The organism is Bacillus sp. C-3-6 (assembly GCF_054509685.1).
The window spans coordinates 3,059,812-3,079,915 of the sequence record NZ_CM137247.1; the positions used below are offsets into that span (position 1 = coordinate 3,059,812).

Sequence of the window (20,104 nt, forward strand, 5' to 3'; positions counted from 1 at the left end):
CCGTTCTAAATTGGGGACGGGGTTAAAAATATAGTTATTTCATTTTGGATGTAAAATACTTCACTAAAAATATAACAATAAAGTCGTTTGAATATCTAAAATTTATTCAACAATAGCACCAACTAAAAGGTTCCGTTAACGCTTTGATGGCCATGCCCTCTGCATTTTCCTTAATTGAATAATTTGGCCTGTATGATAAGCATCATGAAGCATGATGTCCAGTAATTTACCTTCAAGTGAATTTTGTTCAAGCTCTCTTTCAGAAATTGCACTTAACACCTGTCTTAAATTACGCTGAGCATTTTCAGAGCGTTCAACGACTTCCTTCCATTCCGTATCATTATTAGATTGCTTAGTAAGATAAAAGGTGTCATTACCGTCAAGATTATGTGTCCATTCACGTCCTTCCAAGTTTGCAGTAAGTCTTTCTTTGTAATAAGTGAGATGATTAACATTCTCCCAAATGGTATTTGTTGTCTCTCCAGCTGGTTTCCACATAGCCTGTTCAGCTGTAAGTCCTTCTATAGCATGTTTAAACGGTGCATACCAACTCTCTTTATCGAATGTTGAATCTAGTACGTTTAATAACAAGTCAATTCGTTTCAAAGTAATTTCCTCCCTAAATAGCTAAATTTTCAATAAAATCCTTATAACTCTGTAGAGATTCTACATTTTCAAATAAACTTCCTCCTAATCTTATTCTACAAACAAGTCCAATTATGGATTAGGATTACTCACATCTTTAAAACAACTCTTTTCACTTTACACATAGACTAACGAACAAAAAAGAGGCCGTTCCGAAACAGCCTCTTTCATCTATTTAGGAAGCTCCACCCGAACAGTCGTCCCTTCCCCTTTCGTGCTATATACCAAAACGGTCCCTTTATGTAGTTCAACAATCTTCTGCACAATCGACAATCCTAAACCGCTACCTTCTACGTTTCTTGCCCTTGCTGTATCCACCTTGTAAAAACGATCAAAAATACGATCCATTTCTTCTTGCTCCATACCGATTCCGTTGTCTGATATAGAAATTATAACGTTAGACTCTAACTCTTCCACGAAAAACTCAATCGTTCCACCATCGTTCGAAAACTTAATGCTATTCGTGAAAATGTTACTCCATACTTGATGAAGTAAGTTTTCATCACCTTTTATAGTGATATCTGGCACATCAAATTCAACGGCGATATCTTTTTCCCGCCATTTCCATTCAAGCATAAAAATGACGTCTTTAATTTGTTTTTGTAAGGAAAAGTCTTTTATTTGTAAAACCTTTTCCTCCTTATCTAATGAAGCGAGTGTAAGTAACTGTTTACATAAACTAGACATTCGCTTACTTTCGCCTTCAATAATTTGTAAGTAATGATTTCTTTCTTCCTCACTCATCTTTTCTGTTTGCAACGTCTTTGAAAAACCTTGTATAGAAGAAAGCGGCGACTGAAATTCATGTGAAACGTTCGAAACGAATTCTTGTCTCATTTCATCTAGTTCTTTTATACTTTTCGTCATCTTTTGGAAGCTTGTAGATAACGTTCCTATTTCATCTTTTCGTTTTACATCTAATTCAATTTCATATTCCCCACTCGCAATTTTTTGCGTAGCCTTCGTAAATTTACGGATTGGGCGAACGATATAACCTGCTGCAATCGCTATAAAGATAATGCTTAATAGTACGATAAACCCAAGTAATACCGCTAAGAAAATTCGCATTTCGCCAAATTGGTTCTGAATGTCGGGGCGAATAAATAATGCGTACTGTTTATCACCGTGCTTTACCGGTACACCAACACTATTTATTAATTCATTATCGAAAAATCCTGTAATAAAAAGACGCGTTGGATACGTAGAAACACCATTAAACGTTTCTCCTTGCAATACTTTATGAACAGTAGCATCGCTAATAGACGTCTTACGAAACGCATTGCCGATACGCTTTCCATTCTTTTGATCATCGACAATATAAATTTCATACCCTAACTTTGCGATAGAATGTAAGTACGCCTCTTGATTTTCTTCACTTTGCTTTTCATATAACGATTTAACTTCTTCAGCATACTTTAAAATCTTTTCACTGTTATACGGTTTTAACTTCACTTGATAATATACGTTCGTTAATAAAAAGCCGATAATACTACTAAGTAGCATAATGCCGACCGTCATAAATACAAATCTAGAATATAGTGATTTCATCTTATTTCAACTCCAACTTATACCCAAGGCCGCGCACTGTCGTAATTTGAAAATCATCCGTTCGTTTTGAGAAACGATCTCTCAGCCGCTTCACATGAACGTCAACCGTTCGTTCGTCCCCTTCAAAATCCATTCCCCATACTAATTCAATTAGCTCTTCTCTTGAAAATGTTCTTCCAGGATAACTAGCAAGTTGTGATAATAGCTCAAATTCCTTTAAAGGAAGCAAAATTGTTTGACCGTTACACTTTACTTCCACACCTTTTCGATCAATTGTCGTTCCGTGCAACGTAATAATATCTGCACTCAGCATTTGATAACGACGTAATAAAGCTTTCATACGGAAAATCACTTCAGCTGGTTCAAATGGTTTCACAATATAATCGTCTGTACCAGAAATGAAGCCTTTTTCTTTATCCACTAACTGGTCTTTCGCAGTTAATAAAATAACAGGAATATCATGATACTTCCGTATTTCTTCACATAACGTATAGCCATCAACAAATGGCATCATAATGTCTACGATCGCAAGATGAATATTTTCCTTCTCTAATACGTCTTGCGCTACCTTTCCATCTTCCGCCTCAAAAACTTGAAATCCCTCTTTTTGTAAATGATAATGCAACAACTCTCTAATATGTTTATCGTCATCAGCTAATAAAATATGTATCATCTTCATTAAACCCTCTCTCGTTCATCCTTCTACATCACTACATTAAGAAACAATTAGATTTTTTGCAAGAAAAAGAAAAAGAATCTATTTTGAAAAAAGATTATTCAAAATAGATTCTCACGTTTTAGTATTAAGATTATTTTAATCAAAAACAATTTTTAAGCCTTCGAAATATCAACAAATCCTTCTCCGAACACATCACGAACATCGTGTATAGCGATGAACGCCGCCGGATCCGTAGTTTGAACAATCCGCTTTAGCTTCACTACTTCTTGCTTATTAATAACAACATAAAGAATTTCCTTCGGAGTTTTCGTGTAATAGCCATGACCTGAGTACACAGTAACCCCTCTGCCCATTAAGGTAGTTACCTTCCCGGCAATTTCATTCGGATTATCAGAAATAATCGTAATGGCTTTCTTCGGATTTAAACCTTCAATTACAAACTCCATCACTTTCGTTGCTACATATAGCATAATAATTGTTATCATCAGTTTTTCTGCACCAATGATGAAATAAGATGAAAACGCAACGATTAAATCGAAGAACAATAGACCATAGCTAATACTCCAGCCTAAATACTTATGGGTCATTCTCGCTAAAATCGTAGTACCTGCAGTTGTTCCGCCAACACGAATGATTAGACCAATCCCACATCCAATAAATATACCTCCGAAAATGGCATTTACGAGCATTTCATCCGAAGCGATCGTCCAACCTTCTGTCAAATGAAGAAATAGTGAGTTTGTAACTACAGCAATGATTGTATAAATTGTTGTGATCTTATTTAAAAATTTATAACCGGCTATTAACAAAATCGCATTTAAAATTAAGTTAACTAAGCCCGGTGACCATTCAAATAAATAGTACGTAATAATCGTGATACCTGTTACTCCACCCTCACCAAACTCGTTCGGGATAACAAATAAATTGACACCTAACGCAAAAAGAAATGCACCGATAATAATAAAAATAATGTCTGTCGTTCTTTTTTTCATACAGTACCTCACTTCTTATGTAAATATTTATTCTGTCATAAACTCTCACCATTATATCGTGGAATATTCAAATCGAACAGTGGTTTATTTTTATTTTAATATAGGATGATAAGTCAACTTTATCCTATATCCACTTGTAATTAAGAAAGTAAAATAACTGTATTTATTATGTACTACAACTAAAGTTTTGATTTCACATGCAATTCAGCCTAAAAATGAATATAAACACTCTCACTCGCACAAACTTCAAATACAAAGCAAATAAGCGAAGCTATAGAATAGACTTCGCATCAAGCGTGTGATCATAGAAATTCATATGGGATTTTATATTCATACGTTTCAGAAATAAATTCACTTATCTTTCTCCATATATTCTTTAATCTTTCGTTCTTCCCACTCTTTCCCAAATATCCCAACTGGAAAAGTTGTCAAACCGTGTATAACGATACCTATCCCCCAGCCTGCAAGTGGATATAAAAACCATAATTTACTTGAATCAGAACTTATATTTATAATAAAAAGCATTAAGTTCACTAGTATATAAACCGTTAAATGAATGTAAAAAGCTTTTAAATTCTCTACCCTTTTTTTAGCTCGTAAATAAACCTCATCTTGTTCCACCCTTAAACACCTCTTTCAATCTTGTATTTTTTCACCTTCGCTCTAGTGTTAACATCATATTCTTATTGGAAATCCGTTATTCTCAAAAAAACACAAAACAAAAAGTACCCATCAAATTGTTATACACATAATAATTTGATGGGTACTGCATGATACATTTAGTTTTTACATGTATTGTTTGGAGAAAATTGCAAATAACGACTTATACTCGCCTTATTAAGACCAAATCCATACATCATCATTATTTTCAGCGTTCGTCTTTGCTTCATGAACTTTTTCAATATGATCAACTGTGTTCCAATTAATAGAAATACCCCCCCAGCCCACATACTCCATATCAATTTTCACTTTCTCACCCACATTAAATACTTGTCCCTTTGTTAAGAAAACATCAATAATATCTTTCTTCCCATTTAGCGATGGATACTCAACTACAACATATTTAGTAGCACCGTCTCCCTCATCTTCCATCGTTCCTACTTTTGATACTTCTCCAATTACATAATTAGGTGAGCCATCTTCTTTCATGTGCATACCTAACTTGTTTGTTGTATTTTCAACTGCAGTTGCAACCATATATTCTGTAAAATTACGCATCATAGATCCAGTAGCTTTTACTTCATCTCCTACTTTCACGTTTGAAAGTGAATCAATATACACACTAACAGGTTCCTCATATTGCTTAGATTTTACAACAATCACACCGTTATCTACTTCTACTACTCGTCCTTCTAACGTTGAGAAATTCGATTCAATAGAAGCTGCACTCGCTTTTGTTAGTTCTAATCCTGGTACATTTGTTCCTGATAATGCTGCGATCCCTAAAGCACCTGCTAAAATTATTTTTTTTATACCCATATGTAACATCTCCATTCATGATGATTTTATTTTTTTGATTGGTATCGACCAACCTGTAATCATTATAGTTACAGGTTATAAAAATAACAACCGTTTTCCTCATGCAATGATGCATACTGTGATTTTCAAATATAAATTTTAGCAAAAAATATTTGTAGATTATTCCTATATTCAGCACTAATACTAAATTCTCAAATTACAGCAGGTGAACTTATTGAAGACGGAGAAACTAATGTCATGTACAATGTTCTTCAACTCTACGGTTTGTATAGCCGTAGTTCATTAAATTATATAGGGGCGGAATTCATATGTTAATAAAGCCAAAGAGATTACAGCCAGGAGATATCGTAGCGACAGTAAGTCCTTCATGGGGCGGTGCAGGTGATTCTGAAATAAGATGGCGATATGACAGGGCTCAAATAAATAAAAACACTCCTATAAGATATGACTGTGAATTAGTACTTTTCAAATGATAAAGGGGGATTTACGTGTATGGAAGTAACATTTACAGTAAGTAAGTGGGATGAAAAACCAATCGATGATAATAAAAAAGATTTCCCTATTAATATTGCTCATGTCGAATATGATATTGATGGGGAATTAAAAGGAAAGGCTTTTGTTGAATACTTATTATATTATTTAGACTCAAATATAAATGATGGTCACTTAGCTACTGCTAAAATTTCTGGATTTTTACACTTTGAAGGGATTTATAAGGGGCAACAAGGGACATTTACAGCTCTAGAGCAAGGAATATTTGATAAAGGAAATTTAGATTCCCCAGGAACAATTATTAAAGCTACCGGTAACTTAGAAAACCTGAGAGGATCCTATAATTATCAGTTTACAAGTCAAACTAGTAAACTAATTTTAGAGTTTGAATTTCAGCAAAATACCTTATAATTTAGTGGAAAGGACATTTCTTGTAATACTAGGAATGTCCTTTTTGTTGACGAGTTTATTCAAGTTAAAAATGAACAGAGTATATTATCAGTATTCAGCAATGCATAAAATTTTCTTCATGGGGGAATTAAAAATCTACGCCCTAGAGACATCATGCCCCCACCTATTCATTTCTTTTTTTACTAATTAAAGAATAATCCCCGAAAAACTCCCCTTCATAACTTCCTTTTCAAGTTGATTCCTACATATAAACGTCGCAATAATTTTTGTACGATTTTTTTCATCAGGCTCAAATTGTTCAATAGTTACGTCACAACGAATCGTATCCCCACTAAAAACAGGACGTAAAAATTCAAAATCCATTTTGCGAGCTAATACGTTATAATCACCGCCAATTTTTGTAGGCAATGTTGATGTTAACAGCCCTTGTACAACAAATCTTCCCTGCTCATCTGGTGTAACATGATGAACGCCTTCATCTTTTGATACTTCTGTAAATAACGCAACATCCTCTTTCGTAAAAGTTCGTTCAAAGGTGATTTTTTCGCCTACTTGCAATTTCATCCATACCCCTCCTCAAAAACACTTGTAAAATAAGAAAAACCGAAACTAAAAATCATTTCGGTTTTTCTAACTAAAGAAGTCTATTTATTTTAAAGAATGAACAAACAACCCGCTGCGAAGTTTCGGTTCAAACCACGTTGATTTTGGCGGCATGACTTCACCGGCATCTGCGATTGCTAATAAAGCTTCCATTGATGTCGGATATAGTGAAAACGCCACTTTATATTCACCGCTATTTACAAGACGTTCTAGTTCTTTTAATCCACGGATTCCTCCGACAAAGTCGATGCGTGAATCAGATCGCGGATCATGTATTTCAAGCACTTGGCTTAATAAATGATCTTGCAGGATAGATACATCTAAACCTCTAACAAGATCATTTGCATCAAATGTTTCCTCTTTCACAGTAAGCTTATACCACTTCTCATTTACATACATACCAAATGATTTGGGCTCATTTGGTTTATACGGAGAAACAGTTGCTCCTTCTACATAAAAGTACTGCGTAATTTGATTTAAAAACTGTTCCTCTGATAAGCCATTTAAATCTTTCACAACTCGGTTATAGTCCCAAATCGATAATTCATCATGAGGGAATAGAACGGATAAGAAGAAATTAAATTCCTCTTCTCCTGTGTAATTTGGATATTGTTCTCTTCGCATAAGTCCTACTTTTGCAGCTGATGCAGAACGGTGATGCCCATCTGCAATATAAAGATTAGGAATATCTTCAAATGCGTTTACTAAAGTCGTAATTACATCTTCATCTGCAATCTTCCACGCAACATGCTTAACACCATCTTCTGCTGTAAATGTATAAATTGGCGCATGTTCTTCTTTCCAGCTCCTAATTAAATGCTTTACTTCATCTTTTGTACGGTACGTTAAAAAGATCGGACCTGTATTTGCGTCACACACATCTACGTGGCGAATACGATCTAGCTCTTTTTCATGACGTGTTCTTTCATGTTTTTTAATTGTATCATCTTCGTATTCATCAATAGATGTACAAACGACAAGGCCTGACTGCGTTCTTCCTTGCATCGTCAGTTCATAAATATATAGCGCTGGCTCTTCATCTTGTATGAACACTTCTTCTCGTATAAATTGCTTTAAATTGTCGCCCGCTTTTTCATACACCCGATCATCATACGGTGACAGTTCAGGATCTAAATCAATTTCTGCTTTATCAACATGCAAGAAAGAATATGGATTCCCTTTTACAACTTCCCTTGCCTCTTCACTATTTAATACGTCATACGGTAAAGCTGCCACTTGTGCTGCTTTTTCCTCTACTGGACGAATGGCCCGAAACGGTCGTATTTTTGCCACATTCCTCTCTCCTTTACACAATCATTCGAACGGCTACAACACCTGTAATTTTGCTTATATTTTCTACAATATTCTCTTTTATTATATCATCAATTCCGTTATCGATATCAATCATTGTGTATGCCCAAGAATGTTTACTACGATTAATCATATCAGCAATATTTATATGATGTTCTGCTAAACATCCTGTAATTTGTCCTACCATGTTTGGAACGTTTTGATGCATAATTGTAATACGTTTCTTTCCGATATACGGAAGCTCGACGTTTGGATAGTTTACTGAATTACGAATATTTCCTGTCTCTAAATATTCACGTAATTGACGTGCTGCCATTACTGCACAATTTTCTTCTGATTCAGACGTAGATGCACCAAGGTGAGGCGTCGCTGTTACATTTTTCATCTTTATTACATTTTCATTCGGGAAGTCCGTTACGTAATGTGTAATAATATCTTCTTCTAATGCTTTTTGAAGAACCTTTTCATCTACAAGTTCTCCTCTAGAGAAATTAAATAGACGCATCCCTCTTTTCATCTTCTCTACAGCATGTTCCCCAATAATCCCCTTCGTTTGATTCGTAAGAGGAATATGCAGTGTAATATAATCACACGTTGCAAAAATTTCATCAAGGCTAAACGCTCTTTGCACATGTGTAGAAAGACGCCAAGCTGTTTCAACTGAAATATAAGGATCATATCCGATAACATCCATCCCTAACGCTAACGCATCGTTCGCAACTAAAGCACCGATTGCGCCAAGTCCGATAACACCTAGACGTTTCCCTGCAATTTCTGATCCAACAAATTGTTTTTTTCCTGATTCAACAAGCTGTGGTACTTCTTCACCTTCTAAGTTTTTCGTCCAACTTACACCATTAATAATGTTACGTGAAGACATAATAAGACTGGCAATAATGAGTTCCTTTACGGCGTTTGCATTTGCCCCCGGCGTGTTAAATACTACAATTCCTTTTTCTGTACATCGCTCGACAGGAATATTATTTACACCAGCGCCAGCTCTTGCAATCGCCTTTAAGTCTTTTGAAAACTCTTCTTGATGTAAAGAGTAGCTACGAAGCAAAATCCCATCTGGGTGATTGATTTTATCCCCTACTTCATAACGTTCTTCAGTAAAAACTTGTAAACCTTTTTCTGCAATTTGATTTAACGTTTGAACACGAAACATATTCCCATCTCCCTATCTATTCTCAAGCTCAAATTCCTTCATATAATCTACTAATTGTTTTACACCTTCCACTGGCATCGCATTGTAAATACTTGCACGCATACCGCCGACTGAGCGATGTCCTTTGAGCGTAACGAAACCGCGTTCCTTCGCCTTTTGTAAAAACTCATTGTTAAGTTCTTCTGACGGTGTTGTAAATGGAATGTTCATAAGTGATCGATACGCAGGATCAACTGGTGAAGTAAACAATTTAGATTCATCTAAAAAATGATAAAGAAGTGAAGATTTCATTCTATTTTGTTCTTCAATCGCAGATACTCCGCCTTGCTCTTTCAACCACTCTAGTACAAGTTTTGTTACGTAAATACTAAAGGATGGCGGTGTATTATATAAGGAGTTATTTTTACTGTAAGTTTCATAATTTAACATTGTCGGACAAGAGCGATCTGCTCCCCCAATTAAATCTCTTTTTATAATAGCAATCGTTAAGCCCGCAGGTCCTAAATTCTTTTGCGCCCCCGCATATATAAGACCAAACTTCGAAACATCATATCTCTCTGATAAAATATTTGAGGACATATCCGCAACGAGCGGCACTCTTTCTACATGTGGAATTTCCACATATTTTGTCCCTTCAATTGTATTATTCGTTGTAATATGTACATAATCTAGTTTTTCATCACTTAATAAACCGTCCAGTTTAGGAATCGTAGTAAACTTCTCTTGCTCGGAAGAAGCAATCACTTGTACTTCCCCAACTTTTTCGGCTTCTTGTAGTGCCTTTTTAGACCATGAGCCAGTTAGTACGTATCCAGCTTTTTTATACGTATTCATTAAGTTCAGTGGTATCATAGAGAATTGTAATGACGCACCGCCTTGTAAAAATAAAACTTCATACTCATCAGGGATGCTCATTAATTCACGAATTAAGTTACTCGCTTCCTCTATAATACTTTGAAAATAAGAAGATCGATGACTCATTTCCATAATAGACATGCCTGTCCCGTTATAATTTAAAAGCTCCTTTTGCACTTTCTCTAAAACTGGCAAAGGGAGTATTGATGGTCCTGCTGAAAAATTATAGACTCTCTCCATTACCCTCATAACCTCCCTATTTCTCATTTGATTTTTTTAAACTTTCTGAATTATAACCTAAAATATAATATACGGTCAATTTGTTTTCTATTATTACGGCGCAAGACGCGATGGAATCGCTTGCAAGTGCAGACTTTTTTATGGACATATAAAAAAGTGTTAAGTACATAATCGTACTTAACACTCTAATAATGAAAGAATAATAGCTAGTCGTTCGTAAAGAACCGATCAAAAATTTGATAAATAGCAGAAAGACCAATGAGCCAATAAATAGTGTCCACAAGCGCCGGCATAGAACCAAACCATTTCTCAACTACATTGTAATCTAACGCTACCAATAACCAATTCAAACCGCCAAGAATCACCAAAATTACTGTAAGGTAAGACAAAAATTTCATTATGATTGCCCCCTAGGTGATAAGATGGTGAAAGGCCTTTCACTAGAAATATATGTAGTAAACTTTAAAACTTACCTATTTTATAAAAATTATTTTCGGTACCACCCGCTAATAACTGCCTCTGCTTCTTTACTATGTATTTGATACGCATGTGTACTATCATTAGAGCCAATAAACCAAATTGAAAAACCTTTAAAATATGGTTTCGGTTCTAATACATCTCGGTAAGCACGCCATCCATTTAATTGTACATCTTTCGAAAACACATTTGAAACATCTGGATTCCATGGATTTTGTAATCCAAGTTCACGCGCTGGAACGTTAAATCCACCGAAGTAAACTGGCTTTCCTGTTGCATTATGTAATTGTTCCAATTGCTGAACAACATTTTGCCCACGATTATATACTGTTGTCGCAAATAAACTTTGTTTCACTTCTTCATATGTTGGATTCCTTTTTCCTGAAACTTCAAACCAACTATCAATACTAACAATATCCACCTTTTTTAAATACGGGCGATTGATTTTTTCTTTAAACTTAGCTTCATAAGAAGGGTCCCAGCTTGCTGTTAACCACCAGTTCATTTGATACAAAACATTTCCTTTATACTGATTACGAACAAAATCAATTGTATCGCTCCAGTATCCTTCTGCATACTCCATATTCACGAAATTAGAAGCAATCTTCAGTCCATACACATTGTATTTACTTGTAATGGAATTAAAAATATCTTGCAGAATAACCGTCTTCCAATTCCAGAAGAAATCATTAATGTTACTTGGGTTCCATTCTGTCTCTCCAACATTCCCCTGCTGAATATACGGGAACGGTTCCACTATAACTTGAATATTACGCTTTAATAATTCTTGAATTAAAATAATAGCTTGTTGCTTTTGCGCTTGATTAATTACCATGTTAGTAGAAGTCACATTTGGGATATCTACTTGAATCGGTACATTTACTGTATTTAAATTTAAGCGCTCCACATCCGCTAATACTTTCGCTACATTTCCAACTTCCCATACTGTTACGTTTCCTGATTTGATTTTTCCAGATTGAACAGTATTTACATCTGCCTGTACATTTCCTTGAAAACAAAAAGAAAACAACATAATAAACACTCCTAAAAAACTTATTAAACTCTTATTTTTCTTCACAACTTTCCCCCTATAATTTTTGGCTTTCTTGATTATTTTATACAACGTTTCATATATATTCCACAAAAAATCCAATAAATTTTTATTGATAAAAATTCTATTCATCCTTTATTCACATCTTACTCATACTAAGCTCCTAAAAATAGTAAGATAAATAAAAAAGGAACGGATTTCCGCTCCTTTTTTATCTTTTTACGATTATCAATCCATTTCCCTTTTAGGCTCTACCAACATGATGTGGGATTCCTTTTCAGTGAAAGGTTTATGCTCAACGCCTCTCGGGACAATAAACATCTCGCCCTTAGAAATTTTCACCTGTCCATCACGGAAATCGATGAACATCTCCCCTTCAAGCACAATAAATAGCTTATCCGTATTAGGATGCTCATGCCATATAAAATCTCCATTAGCTTTAAAAAGCTGAATTTGATCATCATTCATTTCACCAATCACTCGTGGATACCAATAATCGTTAATTTTAGATAACTCGTCATTTAGTTTAATAGGTTGGTAATGGATAATAATCCCTCCTCATCTTTAACTTCCACTATATTACAATAATCTAAGTAAAAAAGTCGTCATTACGCTTAAAAAGAAAATGCTCCGGCCAGAACTTTTCATTCAGATAGTACAAAGGAGTGATTTCAATGAAAGTTCTTTCAATCCAATGTTTCCTTTAACTCTCCATAAGTATAGAACAGTGATTTTCAAATAAGAATGGACCCCTGTTGACATTAGTATGGATTATTGATGAACTTCTCGCGATATTTAGTAGGCGAAATGCCAACTCGCTTCTTGAAAACTCTACTAAAATAAAAAGGGTCTGCGATTCCAACAGCCTGCGCAATTTGTTGTACAGGCACACCACTTGTACATAACATTTTTTGAGCCATCTTTATACGATAGTTCAATAAATATTCTGCTGGCCCCATACCTGCATACTTTCTAAACACGTAAGAAAGACGATTTCGATTAACATTATTTTGTTCTGTAAGCATATGTATTGTAATATCTTTATAATAGTATTTGCAAACGTAACTAGATATTCGTTCGAATAAAGTATGCGACTCATAGTTGTTTTCTCTATTGACAACACTTAATAAAGCTTCATTCAACGCTTCGCGAAACAGCATTTCGGTCTGAAGCATCGAAATGCCTCCACGCTGATTATACACATCCCAAAGACGCATAAGTAATTCGACAAGACGAGGAGATTGTCCTGTTAATAATTCAAAATGCTGATGAGTAAAGCAAGAGTCTTCTCGTTCTGAATTGCTTATCTGATATAAAACAAGAATATATTCCCAGTTTATTTCACCAAGCATTTTATGGGCTAATGTCATTTTTGCACCCCCATGTATAACTTTTCCTGGGGAAAGGATATACGGCGTACCATTAAATTGAAATTGCGTCTTCCCTGTAAGTGGAAATACAAATCCTAGGAAAGAATCTGTAGACTCAGCACAAGGCACACCTGGGTTTTTAGCATAACGATATACTCCTTCTACTCGGAAAGGATTATTGGCAAGATACTCTGCTAACTCATTCACGTCCAACTTCACAATGCACGCCTCATTTCAATAATAGTTTTCTTGTAATTCGCGAGATTAATTGGTGTACATTCTGGGCAACGCTAAACTAAAAATAGTACATACGACTTAACAAGATCTGGTTATTAACCTATAAATATATTGTTTTTCATTTATTGACAAAAGTATCCTCCCTATATTATTGATAATGATTTTCATTGTAGTTTGATAAAAAAACATTTGTCAAGTTGGATGGCGTAGAAAAATGACGAAACAAGGGGTACAGAGGGACCGTTCTGTTGCAAATAATACCTGGTCTTTGTTAACTAATTCCCCTCAAAACTGGAATAATCATGTTAATAGTTGTAATGGCTTTATTAGTTACAGCACTTGCAGCATGTGGAAATAATCGTAATCCTGAAGAAGTTGCTACAGCATATTTCGAAGATGGAAACAGCCTACTATCAAATTAAATGATAGTAGGCTGGCTGTTAAAATTATTTAAGAACTGGGTTATGTTCTAAATGATAAGCTTTCATTATCAAAAAGATTATTTCTAGTCCCCTCCACAAACAAAAACACACTATCACTTCGGCTCTAAATTTAACACCTTCCCCTCTATCCCCTCCGTATTCAATGTAGTCGTATGATACGTGCCATTTACCCAATCATCTATTTGATCATGATACCAATCGCTTCTAAAATGTCCCGACTGTCCTGGTCCTACGATATGATAACCGTTTGACATATCTTTCGTATCAATAATAAATCTCCAAGACGCTCCGTGATTTACAATGCCGTTTTCGCCGTAACTCGCTGCTTGCACGGTAACTTGGCTCCCACCAATCGGAACTGGTTTCTCACGATTAAAAGCTAGTACTGCTAACATACTCGATGATTTCGAAATTGGATGTGTAAAAGCGAGTTGATGATAATCGCCCCACTTCCAGGCCCCAACATCGGGTCCATATTCCTTCTGCAATTTCTTCATTACATTCTCGTACGATGTATGCACAACTTTTGTGAAACCTCCGTACTTAGAAAACCATGCACTATTTTCTCCTGCTACTTGTTTCCGGATTAATTCATCCACAACTTGCGACTTCCCTTTAAATAACTCCATTACATCTTTCGGTATTTCTTTTGAAAATAACGTATTTAAAATCTCTTTCATTAATAAATGGAATATTAGTGGTGCCGCTTCATCTTTACTATCGTAAAAATTCCACTTTGTTAATTGGTTTACACCTTCTTTCTCTACCTCATTTAAAGATGCTTTATTTAACTCTTTTAAAAATATAGGAGTAAACTCTTTCCCGTATAAATTCTTTTGATCCATCTGTAACTCTTCTAAATCTTTCACCGTATACTTTTCCTTCTCTTGCAAAAATTCTTGAATACGCATTTGCCTATATGGCTGCGCCCACGTATTACTAATATGATACGGATAATCATCATCAACAATTTTATTATTCGCAGTTGAAATAAACCCTTCTTTTGGATTTACAACTTTCGGTAATTGATCAAATGGAATATACCCTTCCCATTCATATTCATCTGTCCATCCTGGAACAGGCAAGCTACCATCACCTTTTTTACGCACTGGTATATTTCCATTCGCTTTATAAGCAATCGTGCCATCGTTTGATGCAAACACAAAGTTTTGCGTTGGTGTATGGAAATCTTGAAGAGCGGTTTCAAACTCCGTCCAGTCTTTTGCTTTGTTCATATTTAATACAGCTTTTAGCTCAGCTGACGGTTCTAAAGCAGTCCACTTTAAAGAGAATACGGTTTTCGTTTTCTCCTTCCCCTTATCCGCAAACTCTGAAATTACTGGTCCATGCCTCGTAATCGTAACGTTATAAGGAATTGTCTTCCCGCCTTTTACTTCAATCGACTCGTCAACAACGGTAGCTTTCTCCCATTTATCGTTATACAGAAATTCATTTTCATTATTAGGATTTCTCTTCTCAATATATAAATCTTGCACATCAGGCCCCGTATTCGTAACGCCCCACGCTATTTTGTCATTGTGTCCTAATATAACACCTGGTACTCCAGCGAAAATAACGCCACTCACATTTAAACCTTTCATTTCAAGTCTCGTTTGATACCAAATAGAAGGTGTCGCAAGAGATAAATGAGGATCATCTGCTAAAATTGGCTTACCTGACGCACTCTTCTCACCACTCACAACCCAGTTATTACTACCGTTAAACTCCGGCGGAATTATCGTTTTTGAAAAACTTTGTACTACGTCCACATTTGTATTTTTCAGTTCAGCTAGCAATCTAGGGGCATCTTTCGGATATGCAGGAAATAGCTCATTCGCTTGCTCTTTCGGAAGATTTTTCAGCGCCCAATATCGAAATGCCTGTCCGTGCCAATGTCCTCCTAAGTCAAACGCCATATACTTCCCAATCGTTAAAGTATCAACAATTGACCACTCAGCAGGTTCATAACCTAATATAGTAAACTCAACTGGTAATTTCTTTTCCTTTTTCGCCTCACGTATAAAAGCGTTCACCCCATCAGCAAATGACTGCAGGGCATCTTTCGCTTCTCCATTATATTGACTAACTGAAGCTTCGGCCGCTCGCCGTAAACCGAGTGTTCGAAACAATTTATCTCGGTCAACAGCTGCTTCCCCAACAACTTCACTTAACATACCAGAAGCTTGTCTTCTACTTAAATCCATTTGAAACAACCGATCTTGCGCTTGTACATATCCTTGTGAAAAATATAAATCATGTGCATTTTCCGATTTAATATGCGGGACACCTTTACTATCCCGCTTCACCGTAACAGCGTGTTGTAAATCCTCTAGCTTTATCGTTCCATCTATCTTTGGCATAGATTTCAGCGTATATATGTTCAAAAAAATCGCAGCGGAAATAACTAACAAAAGAACGATACTACTAGCCCAAATAAAAATTCTTTTTCCCCTTTTTCGTTTCTTCTTTATAACGACTTCCATATAACCACCCCTTTCTCACACTATTCGCTTCTTTTTGAGAAAGAACCTTTTAAAGACATTGAAAAACCCCCTTCATTTTCCTACCAATGAAGGGGGTTTTTCTTATCGTTCGCTACGCCAACTTTCATTATGCCCAAGATTTGAATCTGTCGCTACTTGGACATCATATAACATTTCACTAAAGAAGCGTTTATCTACTTCTTTTGGTACAATGCGTCTTTCATCATCAATCTCATCGTATTCATATGAACCACGCTTCACTGTACCTGCTTTATAAAATTGAATGTCAAATACACATACATCTTCTTCATCTTCATAACCAATCGGCGCTCCGCTAAATGAAAGCTCTGCCCCTAATCCAGTACGAGTATCTTCTTTATAAAACGTATAATACACACCGCCATCTTGAACAGATCCACGGATCCATCCAAGCTTCGTCATCTTACCGAATAACGAACGACCATTTAGTAAAATACCACCAAATCTCTCAATAGCACTCTCATCATTCTCTTCTACTACAAACACTGGACGCTCAATTTGTAGGAACGGCTGAACAATTCCCGCACTTTCTAATTGCTCTTTCCATAATTCCTTCTCCGCCCCAGACAATTCTAACGGATGAACGAAACCAATAACAGTGCCAAATGAAAGTTCATAACTCTTCCCGTCAATTGTACAGAACACGCCACCTTCTGCATAACGGAATGCGTTCAGCAACTTCCCTTCCTTATACTCACCCCAAATGAGTGAAATAGAAAATTGCTTCATAATTGGATTATCCATAAATACAGACTTCCATGCATTATGTGACCAATAACGCTTTAACGAAAGTGCCGCTTCTAATCGTTGTTTTTGCATTGAAAGAGTAGTTCGGAGTTCCTTCTTTAAAGAGGCTAATTCTTTTTTAGCCTCTTCAGCCTTTTCTACATCATCTTTTGCATTCGGCTTTGGAAGTGACTTCATACGTTTTCCTTCCTCTGTCTCTAATTCAATTTTTGACTCTGTAGTTAAAATGACAGTAAAACTTCGATTCCCGAAATCAATTATCTTTTCACCATGTATAGTAAAGCCAAGGTCTGGCACCAATTGATCTTCCAGCTCTTCCTCTGTTATACCACGTGTTTTCGCAGCAAGACTTAGCGCTTCTTTTGCTGCATTACGTACTTGCTTATGTTTATATTTAAATGCTATTGCATGAATAGACATAAGTGCAAGCTTAGATGAAGACAAACCTAAAGCACGAACGGCATCCGCTGCTATCTTTCCTCTCATTTGAAGCACCCATTCATCAATTTGCTTTATAAGTATGTCGACCATTTTGTCGTCACTATACATTCCGTATAACGAAAGAATTCCACGCTTCTTCACATCTGCGTCTTGAGAAATCCATATTTGATATATTGTTTGCACATATTCTTTTAAGTCCTCTTCATTTAAAGCTCTACCAATTACTTCTGCCGTTTCTTTCTTCTCAATAACAGCATCTGAAATATACTGTTGTAAATAGGCTAACGGAATTGCAGCATCAGCAATTTCATTAGAGTCACGTAAACGGATTTGTGGCTCATCCCCAATCAATTGCAGAAGTGAATTTCTTGTTTGTTCCGTTAAAATACGTGCACATAGTTCTTCGATCTTTTCTTCCTCCGCTTGAAATAAAAACGAGAATTTTCCTGCGAAAGATTCATTTTTACTTTCTTGCAAAGCTTCCTGTACAAGTTTCGTATATTTTTCAAGCTTATACTCTATTAGTATTTTCATCACATTTTCACGAACAATCTTCTTTTTATTATGAAGTTCAACTGCTACATCTGCTGCAGCTTCTACATCTTTTGAAAGCAGTTTAACTACAGACTCACGCATTTTTTTAGATGAATCTCCTAAGCTTTTAATTAAAATCGGACGCATTTTAACCATGTTATCCTTTGCTAACTCTTCTAAAATATATGCTTTTGCCATAGCAGAATACTCATCAAACCGTTCAATTATATATGCTTGTTCTTTTACAATTACACAAACAAGCGCTTCCTTCGCCTTATTTCTCTCTTCACTGTAGCATGCAGCTTCTTCAACTGCATAAGCGATAAGTTTTTCCTTACTTAACCCATACGAAAGCAGATCTTCTAATACTTGTTTCGGCTCTACTCCTCTGACAGAACATTCGTAAAGAAGTTCGTATAAATTAACACTATCATTATCTCCAAACTGTAGTGTAAGTACAGCTTTCCTTTTCGCTACATCATCTATATCCCAAAGAAGCGCAACCTCTAACACCGGCATACCCCAATACATACTTCTATATTTCGGATTTTTAAGTATTTGCTTTATATCCTCAAGTGACAACTTCCCTAGTAAATAATCACAATATGTATCCCGCAATGTAGACAATTTAATTTGCAAAGCAGCAACAAAAAATTCTTCTCGCATTTTCCCTCTATTTAGCTCATATCCTTTTTCGGCTAGCGTTCGTGCGATGATGAGATAATTCATTTTACTTACATATTGCAAAGTTTGTTGAATAAATTCAGGATTTTCCTCCAACATAAAGCATAGCAATTCATATTCATACGTCTTACAAAAATCCTCACTATTCAAATCATGTTGCCTTAGACGATGCGCAAAAAATCTTTCCTTAGAAATCCAAAACTGTGTACAAAAACTTTGAATTTCTTCATACGTTTCTCTATTTACACTACCAGTTTTTTTGTGGTTTTGAGACTAACCAAGAGTGTGACACATATAACGTGTTGCATAGTTTATAAAACCCCAAACATTTTTCTTCGCCAATATCTCAATATATCGCCTCGCAACATTCGAATGTTTATGAACACAAAATAATAGCCGCCAAATATGTTCCGGTAAATTCCCACCTATAAATACTTCACTATCATCTTCACCTTTTAAATACCATTTAACTGCTTCAACCTTTTCCTTTTCCTTTTCCCCTAGCAGTTTCAATATAAATTCTGTATGTTCTTCTAACCTCTCATTCAATAAAGAACTATATGTACGAAACTTTTCATACTCTACATCAAACATTACGAGAAGTAATGTTAATTGCTGTTTAGTTGGTAAAGTATGTAATTGTTCCTCTATATAGTTCGGTTTCTCTTTTGTTAACTCTCTAAGAAAAACATCTGCTTCATTGACGTAACTTGAAATACTAGATAAATACCTACATGCAATTGCTACAAGTTTGTCCAAAGGTAGTGCACTTTTTTCTAAATAAACCTTCATTTTAGAAAAACTGACATGCGCAAAACGGACTACAAGAACATTTAATAATTGCTCCTCGAGTATATGATAAAATAACCGAAAGAAACCTGGATCTTGTTTATGTACTTTCCTAAAATCGTTTATAAATCGCTCCGCAAAATCGATTCTTTTTTGATCACGAATCGTCGTTAGTTCAATATCTTTTAAAATCTCTTCTTCTTTTGTCTGTAAATATCGTAGTGATAATTGTTCCTGTTCTTCTGTCATATTAATATATTGAAACAACTCAGATGTACTAGTAGTCAAACTTTGTACCCCCCGCATCTTTTTATCTATTATAAAAATACCCTTATTTAATGGTAGTATAGCATAAAACCCACAAAAACGAACGTATATTCTACATT

Annotated in this window: 16 protein-coding genes and 2 pseudogenes; 2 read left to right on the plus strand and 16 right to left on the minus strand. The window is 35.5% G+C overall.

Annotated features, from left to right (window positions below; translation table 11 throughout):
* Positions 1 to 135 precede the first annotated feature (135 nt).
* From ACW0JX_RS15715 to ACW0JX_RS15740, 6 genes are all read right to left on the minus strand, one after another.
* Positions 136 to 606: a DinB family protein gene (locus ACW0JX_RS15715; protein WP_095690518.1), complete on the minus strand. Its 471-nt coding sequence runs from the start codon at positions 604 to 606 to the stop codon at positions 136 to 138.
* A gap of 210 nt (positions 607 to 816) precedes the next feature.
* Positions 817 to 2,193 carry a sensor histidine kinase gene (locus ACW0JX_RS15720; protein ID WP_000839489.1) on the minus strand — a complete coding sequence of 459 codons (1,377 nt, stop codon included), beginning with the start codon at positions 2,191 to 2,193 and terminating at the stop codon, positions 817 to 819.
* Between the two features lies 1 nt (position 2,194).
* Entirely contained in the window at positions 2,195 to 2,872 is a 678-nt protein-coding gene (locus ACW0JX_RS15725; RefSeq protein WP_000781973.1) for a response regulator transcription factor, read from the minus strand.
* A gap of 152 nt (positions 2,873 to 3,024) precedes the next feature.
* Positions 3,025 to 3,864 (minus strand): YitT family protein, encoded by an 840-nt coding sequence (locus ACW0JX_RS15730; protein WP_000747488.1) that lies wholly within the window; start codon positions 3,862 to 3,864, stop codon positions 3,025 to 3,027.
* A gap of 351 nt (positions 3,865 to 4,215) precedes the next feature.
* Complete coding sequence (locus ACW0JX_RS15735; protein WP_000434263.1) at positions 4,216 to 4,485, minus strand: 2TM domain-containing protein; 270 nt, start codon at positions 4,483 to 4,485, stop codon at positions 4,216 to 4,218.
* Between the two features lie 216 nt (positions 4,486 to 4,701).
* Positions 4,702 to 5,343 carry an ATP F0F1 synthase subunit alpha gene (locus ACW0JX_RS15740; RefSeq protein ID WP_098126791.1) on the minus strand — a complete coding sequence of 214 codons (642 nt, stop codon included), beginning with the start codon at positions 5,341 to 5,343 and terminating at the stop codon, positions 4,702 to 4,704.
* Between the two features lie 308 nt (positions 5,344 to 5,651).
* Between ACW0JX_RS15740 and ACW0JX_RS15745 the strand changes: the two are divergent.
* Together ACW0JX_RS15745 and ACW0JX_RS15750 are read left to right on the plus strand one after the other, a co-directional pair.
* Positions 5,652 to 5,756: pseudogene (locus ACW0JX_RS15745) on the plus strand (LD-carboxypeptidase); the annotation flags it as partial.
* A 79-nt stretch (positions 5,757 to 5,835) separates the two neighbouring features.
* Entirely contained in the window at positions 5,836 to 6,246 is a 411-nt protein-coding gene (locus ACW0JX_RS15750; protein WP_366988853.1) for a DUF3224 domain-containing protein, read from the plus strand.
* A gap of 186 nt (positions 6,247 to 6,432) precedes the next feature.
* On the opposite strand, the gene ACW0JX_RS15755 is transcribed toward ACW0JX_RS15750, so the two are convergent.
* The 10 genes and pseudogenes from ACW0JX_RS15755 to ACW0JX_RS15800 form a co-directional block, all read right to left on the minus strand.
* Positions 6,433 to 6,810: a MaoC family dehydratase gene (locus ACW0JX_RS15755; protein WP_000776360.1), complete on the minus strand. Its 378-nt coding sequence runs from the start codon at positions 6,808 to 6,810 to the stop codon at positions 6,433 to 6,435.
* A gap of 84 nt (positions 6,811 to 6,894) precedes the next feature.
* Positions 6,895 to 8,142 carry a DUF1015 domain-containing protein gene (locus ACW0JX_RS15760; protein ID WP_053563992.1) on the minus strand — a complete coding sequence of 416 codons (1,248 nt, stop codon included), beginning with the start codon at positions 8,140 to 8,142 and terminating at the stop codon, positions 6,895 to 6,897.
* 13 nt (positions 8,143 to 8,155) lie between these two features.
* Positions 8,156 to 9,328: a 3-phosphoglycerate dehydrogenase family protein gene (locus tag ACW0JX_RS15765; RefSeq protein ID WP_000490222.1), complete on the minus strand. Its 1,173-nt coding sequence runs from the start codon at positions 9,326 to 9,328 to the stop codon at positions 8,156 to 8,158.
* A gap of 12 nt (positions 9,329 to 9,340) precedes the next feature.
* On the minus strand, positions 9,341 to 10,423 hold the full coding sequence (serC, locus tag ACW0JX_RS15770) for a 3-phosphoserine/phosphohydroxythreonine transaminase (RefSeq protein ID WP_098126796.1): 1,083 nt from the start codon (positions 10,421 to 10,423) through the stop codon (positions 9,341 to 9,343).
* Positions 10,424 to 10,629: 206 nt separating this feature from the next.
* A complete protein-coding gene (locus tag ACW0JX_RS15775; protein ID WP_000670805.1) occupies positions 10,630 to 10,821 on the minus strand; it encodes a DUF378 domain-containing protein in 192 nt (63 codons plus the stop codon).
* A gap of 89 nt (positions 10,822 to 10,910) precedes the next feature.
* A complete protein-coding gene (locus tag ACW0JX_RS15780) occupies positions 10,911 to 11,978 on the minus strand; it encodes a glycoside hydrolase family 113 (protein ID WP_049108450.1) in 1,068 nt (355 codons plus the stop codon).
* A gap of 201 nt (positions 11,979 to 12,179) precedes the next feature.
* Positions 12,180 to 12,419, minus strand: a complete 240-nt coding sequence (locus ACW0JX_RS15785) for a cupin domain-containing protein (RefSeq protein ID WP_000997182.1) — start codon at positions 12,417 to 12,419, stop codon at positions 12,180 to 12,182.
* Between the two features lie 293 nt (positions 12,420 to 12,712).
* The gene (locus ACW0JX_RS15790; protein WP_459244904.1) at positions 12,713 to 13,540 is read right to left on the minus strand and encodes a helix-turn-helix transcriptional regulator; all 828 of its coding nucleotides are present in this window, start codon (positions 13,538 to 13,540) and stop codon (positions 12,713 to 12,715) included.
* Between the two features lie 553 nt (positions 13,541 to 14,093).
* Positions 14,094 to 16,484, minus strand: a complete 2,391-nt coding sequence (locus ACW0JX_RS15795; RefSeq protein WP_459244905.1) for a penicillin acylase family protein — start codon at positions 16,482 to 16,484, stop codon at positions 14,094 to 14,096.
* A 102-nt stretch (positions 16,485 to 16,586) separates the two neighbouring features.
* Positions 16,587 to 20,006: pseudogene (locus ACW0JX_RS15800) on the minus strand (DUF4132 domain-containing protein).
* Positions 20,007 to 20,104 lie beyond the last annotated feature (98 nt).